General features: G+C 56.8%; 12 protein-coding genes. 5 read left to right on the forward strand and 7 right to left on the reverse strand.

Features of this window, described 5'->3' with window-relative positions; genetic code table 11:
* Positions 1-35 precede the first annotated feature (35 nt).
* The 7 genes from G6L01_RS05790 to G6L01_RS05820 form a co-directional block, all read right to left on the reverse strand.
* Positions 36-3,329, reverse strand: a complete 3,294-nt coding sequence (locus G6L01_RS05790) for an error-prone DNA polymerase (RefSeq protein WP_070167118.1) — start codon at positions 3,327-3,329, stop codon at positions 36-38.
* Complete coding sequence (locus tag G6L01_RS05795) at positions 3,326-4,837, reverse strand: Y-family DNA polymerase (protein ID WP_071207269.1); 1,512 nt, start codon at positions 4,835-4,837, stop codon at positions 3,326-3,328. Before G6L01_RS05795 ends, G6L01_RS05790 begins: the two co-directional genes overlap by 4 nt.
* Positions 4,758-5,510: an ImuA family protein gene (locus tag G6L01_RS05800; protein WP_070167117.1), complete on the reverse strand. Its 753-nt coding sequence runs from the start codon at positions 5,508-5,510 to the stop codon at positions 4,758-4,760. The genes G6L01_RS05795 and G6L01_RS05800 overlap by 80 nt, the downstream gene beginning before the upstream one ends.
* A 477-nt stretch (positions 5,511-5,987) precedes the next feature.
* A protein-coding gene (locus G6L01_RS05805) for an IS5-like element IS869 family transposase (RefSeq protein WP_139190091.1) occupies positions 5,988-6,751 on the reverse strand; the annotation gives its coding sequence in 2 pieces (ribosomal slippage) (positions 5,988-6,436 and positions 6,436-6,751; 765 coding nt in all).
* A gap of 74 nt (positions 6,752-6,825) precedes the next feature.
* Positions 6,826-7,533 (reverse strand): retropepsin-like aspartic protease family protein, encoded by a 708-nt coding sequence (locus G6L01_RS05810; protein WP_070164570.1) that lies wholly within the window; start codon positions 7,531-7,533, stop codon positions 6,826-6,828.
* A 3-nt stretch (positions 7,534-7,536) separates the two neighbouring features.
* The gene (locus tag G6L01_RS05815; RefSeq protein WP_081344038.1) at positions 7,537-7,734 is read right to left on the reverse strand and encodes a DUF1289 domain-containing protein; all 198 of its coding nucleotides are present in this window, start codon (positions 7,732-7,734) and stop codon (positions 7,537-7,539) included.
* Positions 7,735-7,743: 9 nt separating this feature from the next.
* Positions 7,744-8,523, reverse strand: coding sequence for an adenosylcobinamide-GDP ribazoletransferase (locus tag G6L01_RS05820; RefSeq protein ID WP_070164571.1), 780 nt, complete (start codon positions 8,521-8,523; stop codon positions 7,744-7,746).
* A gap of 313 nt (positions 8,524-8,836) precedes the next feature.
* Here G6L01_RS05820 and cobT point away from each other — a divergent pair, with 313 nt between their 5' ends.
* From cobT to G6L01_RS05845, 5 genes are all read left to right on the forward strand, one after another.
* Positions 8,837-9,859 carry a nicotinate-nucleotide--dimethylbenzimidazole phosphoribosyltransferase gene (cobT, locus tag G6L01_RS05825; protein ID WP_070164572.1) on the forward strand — a complete coding sequence of 341 codons (1,023 nt, stop codon included), beginning with the start codon at positions 8,837-8,839 and terminating at the stop codon, positions 9,857-9,859.
* A 43-nt stretch (positions 9,860-9,902) separates the two neighbouring features.
* Positions 9,903-10,292, forward strand: a complete 390-nt coding sequence (locus G6L01_RS05830) for a diacylglycerol kinase (RefSeq protein WP_070164573.1) — start codon at positions 9,903-9,905, stop codon at positions 10,290-10,292.
* A 28-nt stretch (positions 10,293-10,320) separates the two neighbouring features.
* Positions 10,321-10,563, forward strand: a complete 243-nt coding sequence (locus tag G6L01_RS05835; RefSeq protein WP_015915860.1) for a hypothetical protein — start codon at positions 10,321-10,323, stop codon at positions 10,561-10,563.
* A gap of 268 nt (positions 10,564-10,831) precedes the next feature.
* Entirely contained in the window at positions 10,832-11,149 is a 318-nt protein-coding gene (locus G6L01_RS05840; protein ID WP_070164574.1) for a hypothetical protein, read from the forward strand.
* 159 nt (positions 11,150-11,308) lie between these two features.
* On the forward strand, positions 11,309-12,742 hold the full coding sequence (locus G6L01_RS05845; RefSeq protein WP_070165100.1) for a carbohydrate porin: 1,434 nt from the start codon (positions 11,309-11,311) through the stop codon (positions 12,740-12,742).
* Positions 12,743-12,766 lie beyond the last annotated feature (24 nt).

Raw genomic sequence — 12,766 nt, forward strand, 5'->3', positions numbered from 1 at the left:
ATGCTTCTGAATTATGTCGAGCGTTCATTATTGAATTACCGGAAATCTCGGGCTTTAGGGAATGGGTTCGGCATAGTATTGAGCTCTGAATTTGTATCCTTATGCCGAGTTCGGCATAAGGACACAAATATGTCTCGAGGCTTTGGTGGTGACCTTTCACGGCTGTCGCCGCCTCCCGGTGAACCATGCGCAAACTCGTCCCCTCTGCCTGTCGGCAGCTTGAACTCCATGTCCCTGTCGGCAAGGCTGGAAAGGTCTGGCGTCAGGTCGAACAATTGCTGCGCGATAAGATGGACAACCTCTCCTTCTCGTTGAATTCGGCCATTGATCGCCATCATCGATGACCCAAGAACGACACGCCGCCGCTTTTCAAAGAGTTTGGGCCAGACGACGATGTTTGCAGGTCCAGTCTCATCCTCAATGGTGATGAACATCACCCCCTTGGCAGAGCCCGGCTTTTGCCGGACCAGCACCAAGCCTGCCGTCATGACCCAGCGGCGGTCGCGTGCGGCCATCGCCTCCTCGCAGGTGATAATGTTGCGTTTCGCCAGATCGGTACGCAGGAAGGCGATCGGATGATCTCGAAGCGTGAGCCCGATATGCCCGTAATCCTCAACCACGTTATGGCCTTCAGTCATTTGCCGGAGGTCAACCTCTGGCTCACTTTGCTCGGCGATAGTCTTCATCTCACGTTCGGCGGCAGCCGCAAACAGGGGCAGAGGCTCGTCGCGCAAAGCCTTGATCGCCCAGAGCACGTCGCGCCGTTCAAGCTTCAAGGAAGGCTGGAATGCGTCAGCGTGGGCCAGTTCGACTAGTGATGCCGCCGGCACGCCTGATCGCCGCCACATGTCATCGACAGAATCGAACGGACCATTCATCCGGGCCGCCACGATTCGAGCGACATCCGCAACGACCAACCCTTTCACCATCCGCATGCCCAATCGAACCGCATGCCGCTGCGTGGTGCCAATCCTTTCCAAAGTGCAATCCCAGCGTGATCGATTGACGCAGACAGGACGAACCTCAACGCCATGGGCGCGGGCATCGCCGACAATCTGCGCGGGTGCGTAAAAGCCCATCGGCTGGCTGTTCAGCAGGGCAGCACAAAAGACATCCGGGAAATGGCATTTCACATAGTTCGAGGCATAGGCGATCAACGCGAACGATGCGGCATGCGATTCCGGAAAGCCGTAGGACCCGAAGCCCTCGAGTTGGCTGAAGGTCTTCTCGGCAAATTCAGGAGTGTAACCATTCTTGACCATGCCTGAGACCAGCTTTTCCTTGAACCGGCTCACGCCGCCCGTGAACTTGAAAGTCGCCATGCTCTTTCGCAACTGATCGGCTTCGCCACCGGTAAAACCGGCGCAGACCATGGCGACTCGCATCGCCGATTCCTGAAACAGTGGCACGCCCAGCGTTTTGCCGAGGACGGCTTCCAGTTCCGGCGTCGGATAGTCGACGTCTTCTTTTTTCTCCCGCCGGCGCAGATAAGGATGCACCATATCCCCTTGGATCGGCCCAGGACGCACGATCGCCACCTGCACGACGAGGTCGTAAAATGTCTTGGGCTTCAGACGTGGCAGCATCGCCATCTGCGCTCTGGATTCGATCTGAAACGTCCCCAGCGTGTCGGCCTTGCAGATCATCGCGTAGGTCGCCTCATCCTCTTGGCGGATCTTTGCCAGATCCAGATCATCGCCCTTGTGCTCGCGGATCAGATCGAACGCCTTCGACATGCAAGTCAGCATGCCGAGCGCCAACACGTCGACCTTCATGAACTTCAGCGCCTCGACGTCATCCTTGTCCCACTCAATGATCTGTCGATCCTCCATGGTGGCTGGCTCAATGGGAACGAGATCGTCGAGACGATCATGAGTGAGCACGAAGCCACCCGGATGCTGTCCCAGATGACGGGGAGCACCCATTAACTGTTGTGCCAATTGTAGAGTAAGGGTCAGCCTGCGATCGTCTGGATTGAGGTTCAGCTCGCGCACATTCCGATCGCTAATTTCCTGCGACCAGGACCACATGCCCGATGAAAGTGCTTTGATCAGATCTTCCGGCAAGCCTAGCGCCTTTCCGACGTCTCGGATGGCTCCCTTTGCCCGATACCGGTTCACCGTCGCGCAGAGCGCTGCTTTATCCTTGCCGTAGGTTTTATAGATCCACTGGATCACCTCTTCACGTCGCTCGTGCTCGAAATCGACGTCAATGTCCGGAGGCTCATCGCGCTCCTGGCTGACGAAGCGTTCAAACAGGAGATTGTTGGTTTCCGGGTCGATAGACGTCACGCCAAGGATATAGCAGACAGCCGAGTTCGCGGCGGACCCACGGCCCTGGCAGAGGATGCCTTGCGACCTTGCAAACCGAACGATCGAAAACACCGTCAAAAAATACGGCGCATATTTCATCTTATGAATGAGGTCGAGTTCGTGGCGGATGATCTGCAAAGTCTTCGGGGGCAGTCCCTGCGGATAGCGATCAGGTACACATTGCCAGACGTAGTGCTCCAGGGACTCCTGAGCTGTCTTCCCAGGCACGATAGCCTCTTCCGGATACTGGTACGTCAATTCCTCAAGGGAGAATTTGCACCGATCAACAATTTCCATGGTTCGCCGCAATGCTTGCCTGTAGCGCGGAAACAGACGTTCCATTTCTTCCGGAGGCTTAAGATAGCGATCGGCATGACGCTCGCGCTCGAAGCCGACTGTATCGATCGTCGTGTTGTTACGAATACAGGTGACGATGTCCTGAAGTTGCCGCCGTCCCGGTTCATGAAACAGGACATCGTTGGTGACGACGGTCTTCACCTTGAAGCGGGCCGCCATGTTCGAAAGCTCGTGCAGCCGCAGTTGATCGTTCGGACGACGGCGCAGACACAGCGAGAGATAGGCCAGGTCCCCGAACACCTCCGCCATCTTTCGCAATTGGACCGCACACGTGTCATCGGCGAGATCGGGCACCAATATGCCGAGCAGGCCTTCGCCATATTGGGCGATGTCATCAAGCGTCAGGATGCAATTGTTCTTGCCACCTCTGCCCTTGCCCAGCGTAATCAACCGGGTCAGCCGCGAATAGGCCGCGCGTTCCGTCGGGTAAACCAGGACCGACATGCCATCCTGCAGATCCAGCCGGCAACCGACGACCAGACGCACACCTGTAGCGCGGGACGCTTCGAGTGCCCGAACGATACCGGCGAGCGAGTTGCGGTCGACAACACCAATGGCATCGATGCCGAGGCTCTTTGCGGTCTCAAACAGCTCTATCGCACTGCTGGCACCGCGCAGGAAGGAGAAATGGGTGGTGACCTGAAGCTCGGCATATCTCATGCAAAGATCCCCTGGACGAACCATTTGTGCGAGCCGGTCTCGCCATCCACACCGTCTCCTGCCCGGAACACCCAGAGACGCACGCCAGCTTCATCCTCGATGATGAAATAATCCCGCACCGCTGCCCATTCGGATGTACGCTGCCACCACTCACCAAATATCCGCTCGGGCCCATCGGCGCGCTTCACTTTTCGCCGCTTGCCCCGCCATGTGACGGAAACGGGTGGATGGTCGGGCATCAGCGCGATGACCTCGACCAGCTCTGGATGCGCAAGCAAGCGCACCGGTCGCGGCCAATGATGCGACCATGATATCGTGACATCTTCCGCCACGGCCGCGATACGCTGAACGCTACGCTCCGGAACATCCGAGGCGACGGGTGCGAAGCGATACACCCTTTGTCCACGATTGCCGAAGAGGTCGATGAGCGGCGTGATATCCGCGCTCTCTTCCTCAACGAGACCAGACGATCTCTGTGTCTCCTCAAGAGGTTCCGCCATGATCGCCACCAGGGTCAGTTTTTCGATGCCAAAGCCCGGGTCAATCTTTTCCGTCCGGTCCCTGAACAACTTCGTCAACCAGGCCACATCGCGTGCCGCCTTCGCGGTGCCCACCCGTAGAGCCTGGGTGGTGTTATCCACCCTATGGACGATAAGATCGAGCCTGCGGCCCCCCAGGCCTTGTCTGTGAAGTTCGTTGCAGAGCTCCCCAACCAGTCGACCGACATATTTGTTGATCGTTTCGGCAGCCCCGATCGGTTCCTGGAACGCGCGGCTGACCTCAATTCGTTCCGGGCTGCGAATAGGGTCGATCGGTTCGTTGAGGCGGCCGAAAATCTGATCGAGGCGGCGCGCGATGTCTGGACCGAAACGCAGTGTCAGCGGCGCGCGCGGTGTCGCAGAAAGCTCACCGATGGTTCGAAAGCCAAGGGTCCTCAGGTCATTTACGATTTTTTTTGGCAGCCTCAGCAAGGACACTGGTAAGCGCTGGACGGCGCGAGCGGTTTCGCTGCGGGGCACGATCATCACTTCCTGGCTGATGGCCCGTGCACAGGCATGCGCGGCACCCCAGGTATCCGCGATGGCAATACGCACCGTCAGTCCCCTGCCGCGAAAACGATTGGCGATGCCGGTCAACATCGCAAGCTCTCCGCCCTGTAGATGATCGGCACCCTCGGTATCCATGACGATACCATTTGGAGCATCGATGGCGACGATCGGCGAATATTGAGCGAGTACCCATAATGTGATGCGTTCAAGAGCCAAAGCGTCGGCCACCGGATCGGCATCGATCATCAGAAGCCCCTGGAACAGGGCCTGGGCCTTTGCGGCCTGCATTCCCACACGCACGCCCGCCTTTTTAGCTGCCGCATCTACCGCTGACACCCATCGTTTTGAGCCGGTCCTGGCGATCATGGCGATCGCTTGCTCAACCGGAATGGTGGGATCGGCGCGACGAATGCGATCCGTCGGCAGATCTGGAAGATAGATCGATACGACCCTGGTCATCACACGCTCCAACGATAAACTCAGCACACTCGCCTGCACGCGATCTCATCAGTTCCAGCAACCAGGTTGCCCGCCCCACACCGGGCACGGGCAATTCCTGCGATGGCAACACGCTGACCCTCCAACGGGTGGTCGATGCGGTCGGTTGGCCATAATCATTGGCTTCTGTCTGTCGTCGCCATCTGCGAACAACGAGCGCCAACGTACCCTTCTTTTCGGCAGCAAGTTGAAGGCGTCTGCTTGCCAGCATCGGTAGCCGGACCAGTTCGCCAACAACGGCGCCAAGGCCGCCATAAGACAGCGCCTCCTCCATGGACGCGAGGACGTCCTTTTCCGTGTCTCCCTCTACAAAAATGACGCGATTTGCATCGAGACCGACCTGGGCCAGTGCCGGAAAGAACAGATCCGGCCGTGTCAGGCACCAGACGATCTTTCCTTTCGTTCTCGCTGCAATCCCGGCTGCAAACAGGGCAGCGGCGGCTCCATCGACCGTGTCGGCGCCACCGCCCGCAAACTCATGCAGTGCGCCGCGAGCAAGACCACCTCCCGGCAGCGTGGCATCGATCTCGTCCAGGTCGAACGGCAAAGACCCAGACTGCTTCGAAAAGCCTCCTTCAAGAGAAGCAATCCGATCACGAAGATCGGCTATGGCGTGCTCGCGCGTAGCCGTCATTGTTCACGTAAATCCTCTCGGTCCGTGGTGCCCATTAGAACGGTATCATGCCGTTTTGACTGCTAATGTTCTTTGTTTGTTCTAACGTTGAAAAAGAGTCAAGCGGATATAAAATGGGAACATTTTTCCGTTCTTTAGCAGAACAAAAGATTCACAAGTTGAATCAGCGGACTAGATGGTGATCCAGCCAAGTGATGCTGTTGAGAAAATTGTTTCGTCAGAGCACGGCCAACATAGGAACACTCTGTGGAAAAGGGGACGCTACAGCAAAAGAGTGAAGTCGATTATTCGAAAGGAGATTGGATTTGTCGACAACCGTACGTCGGACGCGGTGGCCGGCAGGCAGTCGTGGCGATCGAATGCTCTGGGACCAAACCTTGGACCGCCGGAGCGAACTCAAGACTGGATAAAACTTGGAGGCAAGGTCACGGAAGACGAACTGTCAGCTTCAATGGTTCTTCATATTAGGCCGTAGACTCATAACGATCTGATCCAAATTCTTGCTGCTGCCAATTTGACAGCGGCGAGAAAGTTCAATGGGTCTTTGTCGTAACGGGTTGCGATGCCTCTGAACTGTTTGAGTTTGCTGAAGAAACGCTCAACGAGATTGCGCTGTCGGTAAACCCATTGGCTGAAAGGGAAGCTTCCCTTCCGATTGCTCTTGGCAGGAATATTGGCCCATGCCTGCCTTTGCTTTGCAAATGCTCTGATCGCGTTGGTATCGTAGGCCTTGTCCGCCAGCAGGATCGCACCCTTGGAGATTGTCTGTAACAATGGTTCTGCCATGCGACCATCATGGGTTTGACCGGCTGTGAGTGCGAGACGGATCGGTCGGCCATCGGCATCGACAACGGCGTGGATTTTGGTGGTCAAGCCGCCACGGGAACGTCCCATGCAGCCATCGTGTTGATCCCCCTTTTTCCCGTGGCCGCATGTTGATGAACACGGACACAGGAGCTGTCGATCATAACGATATCGCCGTCGAAAGCCTTGGAAATCTCGCCCAGAACATGATCCCAGACACCCGCCTTTCGCCATCGCACGAACCGGTTGTAGCAGGTTGTATATGGACCATATCGATCAGGAACGTCTGCCCAGGGTGAACCTGTCCGAAACCGCCACAAGATGCCGTTGATCACCCGCCGGTCGTCAACCCGTGGCACCCCACGCGGCTTGTTGGGCAACAAGGGCTGGATGACAGTCCATTCGAAATCGGTGAGATCAAACCGGCGACGGGTCATGAGAGGCCTCCAAATCAAGGCCTCAGTGAATCAAAATCAGGCCGATTTGCAAACCCGGTTTATGAGTGTGCGGCCTAGTCCGTCAGACGCAGTTCGTCGCCGCGGATCTGGATGCTGTCTAGCGTCGAGAGAAAACTCATACCAAGCAGGCTGCCGTCCATTCGGCCCGGCTGGGTGATCAGGGCGCGGACATTTTCCCGGATCACGGGGCCGATGGCCACCTGCCGCAGGCGCAAGGGCGAGGCTAGCGCTTCGCCATTGGCGGTGCTGACGGTGACGCTATAGGTCAAGTCGTTGATCTTGATGCCGATGCTGGCAGCATCTTCGGCGCGTAGCACCACGGCGCTGGCGCCGGTATCAATCATCATGGGGATATCGACACCGTTAATGCTGACATTTGCCGAAAAATGTCCGGAGGAGCCTCTTTGCAACACGAGTTGGCTCTGGCCATCGCCGGTTGTGGTCACCACCGCACGGCCCGGCACCAGTCCTGCCAGCACCCGGTCGGCGACGGAAGCCGCATCGTTACGGTAGATATAGCCGGTGACGAGGATCAGCGCGATGAGCACCCAGGCAGCGGCAAATCGCAGGTTCTGGCCCAGGTTCTGGCGGCTGGCGACAATGCCTGCGGAAAGCATCAGCGCAAAGGGCAGAAGGGTGACAACACGGGCGAAGTCGTCATTATCCATGCCGAAGCTCTGGCCGCTATCGCGGTTGATGATCAAAACCGCGGTGCCTGCGAGCAGGATGCCGATGACAATGCCAAACCCACCGAGCTTCATGGTCTAATCCTGTTCTACCGGTGGAGACCCTCGCAAGCTCAGCATGATTTCCGTCCGTTGCTGCTCGCTATAGCGCGACCAATTGGCGATATGGTTCAGGCTGCGCCCGCAGCCCAGGCAGAAGGCACTGGTCTCGTCCAGAGTGCAGACGCCAATGCAAGGCGAGGTGGCGCAGGGCGAAGAGGCTTGAGCGTTTGTCATGCTGATGTCCTACAAGGCCATGGCGATGCTGGCCAGCGCGGTGATTTCACAAATCTGTTGGGTAGCGCCTATGGTATCACCAGTCTGGCCGCCTAGCCTGTGCGAGACCAGCCGATTGGCCGCGAAGGCCGCCGCGCCACTTGCGACAAGCATGACCACCAGCGGATGAAAAGAGGTAACTGGCGCGATGGTGACAACCGCGACGGCCAAGCCGAGGAACAGGGCCGCATATAGGCTATTATCATCCGGTTTTCCAAGCGATGCCGCGACACCATCGGGTTTTGCCGGGGGCAGGGCGTGCCAATGCCAAACCATCAGCGCCCGGCTGACGGCGGCAATGCCGATCATCACCAGCGCAACATGGATAGGAGAGAGACTATTGACCAGCGAGGCCAGCGCCGCGACCCGCAGGCCAATGCTAAAAACCAGTGCCAAGACGCCAAAGGTGCCGACCCGGCTGTCTTTCATGATGTCCAGCGCTTTTTCGCGGTTGGCACCCCCGAGGCCATCGGCTGTGTCGGCAAAGCCGTCCTCATGCAAAGCGCCGGTCAGCAGAACCTGCAAACCAATTGCGGCAAAAGCGGCGATCAGACTGCTGGCGCCGAGGCCCAGCATTAGGGCCAGCAACAGGCCAGCGGGGGCAGCAATGACCGCACCGGCCAGAGGAAAGGCGCGGGGCGTGCGGCTCATTTCGCCGGAATGGTTTTGGAAAAAATGCGAAGCGATCGGCAGGCGGCTGAGGAAGCCGAGCGAACGGGCGAGATCGTCGACAAATGCAGTCAGGGTCATCAACGTCGTCCACTCTTTATATCTGAGGATTTGTGCGAGTTTCCTGGAGGGAAACTGTGCCGAATCCGGCTCTTTTCATGGTTTAATATATAGTTTGCCTATTGCTATTTGCCAGTCGCCGCGAAGGCTGGACGATTGGTTCCGTTGTTAGCGTTTTCCGCAAAATCGTTTTCTCGTAATGTTTGCGAAAACCGGTAGGTCAGGGTTTTTTCGTTCATTGATAAAATTTTGTGCGAATCGATTCCGATTTCGGAATTTATGCATTAAGAAAGGCGCCAAATCCGCCTGACTAAAAGACAAGAAAGCCTGCCTGATGAGTGTAACCGGCCTGCCGTTTGACGATTTCCGAGTGCTGCTGCGCGATTTGCCAGGGCCTGACAGCCATGCGCTTGTGGCGGCCCGCGACCGCGACCGTCAATTGACCAAGCCGCCGGGCTCGCTTGGACGGCTGGAAGAAATCGCCATGTGGCTTGCCGCCTGGAGTGGCCGTGCGCCGGCGGTGAACCGTCCACTGGTGGCGATCTTTGCCGGCAATCACGGCGTGGCCCGGCATGGGATTACCCCGTTTCCGTCCTCCGTCACCCAGCAGATGGTGGAGAATTTCGCAGCCGGTGGAGCGGCGATCAACCAGATTTGCGTTGCCCACGATCTCGGCCTGAAGATTTTCGATCTGGCGCTGGATTATCCGACTGGCGATATTACCGTCGAGCCGGCTTTGTCGGAGCGTGATTGTGCGGCCACTATGGCCTTCGGCATGGAAGCGATCGCCGGTGGCACGGATCTGCTGTGCCTCGGCGAAATGGGGATTGGCAATACGACCATTGCCGCAGCAATCAATCTGGCGCTTTACGGCGGTTCTGCCGAGGACTGGGTCGGGCCTGGCACCGGCTCGCAAGGTGAGATGCTGGAGCGCAAGATCGCTGTGGTCAAACAGGCGGTCGAGTTTCACCGCGATCACCTTTCCGATCCGCTGGAAGTGATGCGCCGTCTGGGAGGACGCGAAATCGCCGCCATGGCAGGCGCCATTCTTGCGGCACGAATGGAGCGCATTCCGGTGCTGATCGACGGTTATGTGGCAACGGCTGCCGCTGCCCTGCTGAAAGCTGCCAATCCCTCGGCGCTCGACCATTGCCTGATCGGCCATGTCTCGGCGGAGCCGGGGCATTTGAAGGCCATCGACAAGCTGGGCAAGACGCCGCTTCTGGCGCTTGGCATGCGGCTGGGCGAGGGGACCGGTGCAGCCCTTGCAGCTGGCATCGTCAAGGCGGCTGCGGCCTGCCATACGGGGATGGCGACCTTCGAACAGGCCGGCGTGACCAATGCCGGCACCCATTGAGGCATCTTCTGTTGAAAAGCCTGGTATTGGGACGGCCTCAGACATGAGTTTAGAAGACGATAAACCCGCCCCCTTTGAGAAAAAGACCGGGTTTGCCCATCTTTTTGCTGCCACTCGCTATTCCATGCAGGGCGCGCGCCGCTTGTGGCGCGAGGCCGCGTTTCGCCATGAAGTGCTGGCGTTCGCAACCGGCCTGCTGCTCCTCGCGCTGCGGGGTGCAGCACCCGTCTATTACCTCGGCTTTTTACTGTTGATGCTGGTGCTTTTTTCCGTCGAGGCTCTAAATACCGCCATCGAAGACGTGATCGACCGGATTTCACCGGAATTTTCGATCGTCGCTCGCAATGCGAAGGACTTAGGATCATTTGCGGTGTTCTGCCTGTTGGTTGCCAATGGGCTCTATATCAGCTGGGTGATGTTTTTCGCTGGCTGAGCCGCTCTACTGAAACAAGGATGAATGAATGAAACGCCTGCTGCGCCTGATACTGATCATGGCAATCGCCGCTATCGTGCTCTTTGGCTCGCGCTGGTATACCTATGTCACCAATACGGAAACCCCGTATCAGGAAGTCGGTATCGACATTAACAGCCGTTTGCCGGACCCCTTCAACAAATGGGGTTGCGCTAAGCTGCAAGCCAATTTCAGCACCATGCTGCCGCCCTATGGCTGCCAAAACCCCACCGACCCGAAGCAATGGCGCTAGGGTCTGCCCGGTTTAAGTGGAACTGATCTGATTTAACGCTCACTATTCTTTAATTTTTAGCGCTTCCGGGAAACTGGGAGCGCTTTTTTATGGGCATATTTCGACGCTGTTGTGAAAGGCAGATCCTCACCACATGTTCCCAATAATTTCAGGGTAAATCGCGTTTGTGGTCGGCAGTCGATGGTTACAACGCATGTGTATCATTCCGTGACTTTTGCAGGCCGCAGCAAAAGCGTACCGATCGGTATTCAACAAGCAACATTGAGCCATGATGGCGTTGCAATTTGATCAGGTGGAAATCATCAATGACTGGCATGTCATGGGGATGACGGCGATCTTCCTTACCAACCTTATCTTGGGCAAAGAGCACTCTTTTGCTGAGAAAGATCGGGTTTATGTCACATGTTTTTCGGCATGGCTTCGTTGTGCGCTGAAAGCCTGTAGCGATATGGCCAAACAACATCCCCTCAATCTGCCTGGAGTCGCGACGCCGAACTGGCCTAGCGAGAGACTTGGGTTGCCCCGGCATTGGATCGGATTGAACGATAGGGTCCGGGTCTGCAATCCAGATTTGGGCAGCATTTGATGGGTTTTTGCCTTTCCCTCGCGTTTTGGGGAGGGGAGCAGTGTTTGTAGGGCCGGTGTTTGGAGGAAGACAGGCCTGATCGAACGGCTCGGTCAATTGATTGAGCCGAAGCGCGCGGTAGGAGGCCGCGCGCTCTATCTACCAGAGGAGGAGGATGCCTTGAAGCAGGGAAAGAGGACGTGTGCCGTCGCCAGTCTGGCGACGGAGAGAGGGCTCGAATACAGTATTCATGCAGCAAAACTGTTCTGTGCATTGTGTTTGATCGTGCTGTTTGGAATTGCTGTCCCAGTGGCGGCCCAGCCTGCTTTGGTTGCCGATGTGTCCTCATCTGGCCTGGGGAACCTTCCCGATCCGGTTTACGAAGGCCCTTTGGCGTCCGTTGGAAAATCTCTGCATGATAACGGAATTGACCTCAGGTTGGACTATTTCAACATTTACCAGAGTTCCCCGACATATGGATTCAGCTCGACTGCCTATGGTGGGTTAATCTTTGACGCGACTGGTCATCTGTCGCCTGATTTTCGACTAAGGCTCACGGAAACGTTTAATTTTCCGGCCCACAATGTCGGTGGTTACGCGAATGTCTTCGTTGGGCCTGTTCGCGACAAGTCAGACACGGATCTTACCCGCTTAACATTCCAGGCGGATTTTTTCGATGATCGTCTCCTGATCGAGGCTGGTCGTATGGGGCTTGTTGAAAATTTCCTGACCAGAGGCTTCTGCGACGGTCCCGCCTGTGTGAACTCCACACAAGGGGCAACCCTCCATCTCCCTGAGGCGGGGCTTGCCGTTTGGGGCGCGCGGGCGGCATATAAAATGACGCCCAACACAACGGCGGGCTTCGGTATCGTTGAAAACAATACTGACAATTGGCTAGACGGCGATGGTTGGGATTGGGAAAAGGGCAGTACCGATGGGTATATTGCGGTTGCCAACATTATTCATGCAGAGAGTTTCATGGATACCCCTCGTCCTCTAAAATTCGAGATTGGTGCCTATCGTCGCTCGGCCGCCTATAATGATGCACTCTATGATGATGGGCCTGGAAACCCAACATTCAGCTCCGCTTCGCCGACTGTCATCACCCATAAAAATGGCACGAACGGTCTTTATGGACAGGTCCGAAAAGTCCTGTGGAGCGATCCTAACGGTGGTCCGGTTCCGAAGAATCTGGCGTTCTATGGTGGTGTTTTCCACACGTTGGGTGACGGCCAGGCCTATCCCTGGGAAGCCTATGCTGGCCTTGAATATTCGGGCTTCCTGCCAGAAAATCCGCTCACCACGATAGGTGCGTCGATCCATTATATCGCCCTCAGCGAGGAACGTGCGCAATATGAAACAAACGCCCGGCGGGTCATGGCAGGGCTTGATCAGCGCCAGTCGAAGGACACGTTCATGTTTGATGTGCATGCAAGAACGGGACTGTTCAACAGGGGCGTTCTCAACGCTGGTGCCGCGTATATCGTCAATCCGAACACAATCGTTCCGACCGATTTCTCGTCAAAACAACAGAAGGACGGCTTCTTCTTTTATGTAGCGCTGGCGTTCGACCTCGGCGGCAGCCTGGGACTTTCGCCCCGCATAGGGCCTTAAAGCGCCCTCACAATTGTGTAAGAG

This window comes from Agrobacterium vitis (genome assembly GCF_013337045.2).
Taxonomy (GTDB): Bacteria; Pseudomonadota; Alphaproteobacteria; order Rhizobiales; family Rhizobiaceae; genus Allorhizobium; species Allorhizobium vitis_B.

Coding starts and splice junctions, on each gene's coding strand:
- G6L01_RS05790 (WP_070167118.1), bottom strand. CDS start 3,329: ATGAGATATGCCGAGCTTCAGGTCACCACCCATTTCTCCTTCCTGCGC.
- G6L01_RS05795 (WP_071207269.1), bottom strand. CDS start 4,837: ATGACCAGGGTCGTATCGATCTATCTTCCAGATCTGCCGACGGATCGC.
- G6L01_RS05800 (WP_070167117.1), bottom strand. CDS start 5,510: ATGACGGCTACGCGCGAGCACGCCATAGCCGATCTTCGTGATCGGATT.
- G6L01_RS05810 (WP_070164570.1), bottom strand. CDS start 7,533: ATGAAGCTCGGTGGGTTTGGCATTGTCATCGGCATCCTGCTCGCAGGC.
- G6L01_RS05815 (WP_081344038.1), bottom strand. CDS start 7,734: ATGACAAACGCTCAAGCCTCTTCGCCCTGCGCCACCTCGCCTTGCATT.
- G6L01_RS05820 (WP_070164571.1), bottom strand. CDS start 8,523: ATGACCCTGACTGCATTTGTCGACGATCTCGCCCGTTCGCTCGGCTTC.
- cobT (WP_070164572.1), top strand. CDS start 8,837: ATGAGTGTAACCGGCCTGCCGTTTGACGATTTCCGAGTGCTGCTGCGC.
- G6L01_RS05830 (WP_070164573.1), top strand. CDS start 9,903: ATGAGTTTAGAAGACGATAAACCCGCCCCCTTTGAGAAAAAGACCGGG.
- G6L01_RS05835 (WP_015915860.1), top strand. CDS start 10,321: ATGAAACGCCTGCTGCGCCTGATACTGATCATGGCAATCGCCGCTATC.
- G6L01_RS05840 (WP_070164574.1), top strand. CDS start 10,832: ATGATGGCGTTGCAATTTGATCAGGTGGAAATCATCAATGACTGGCAT.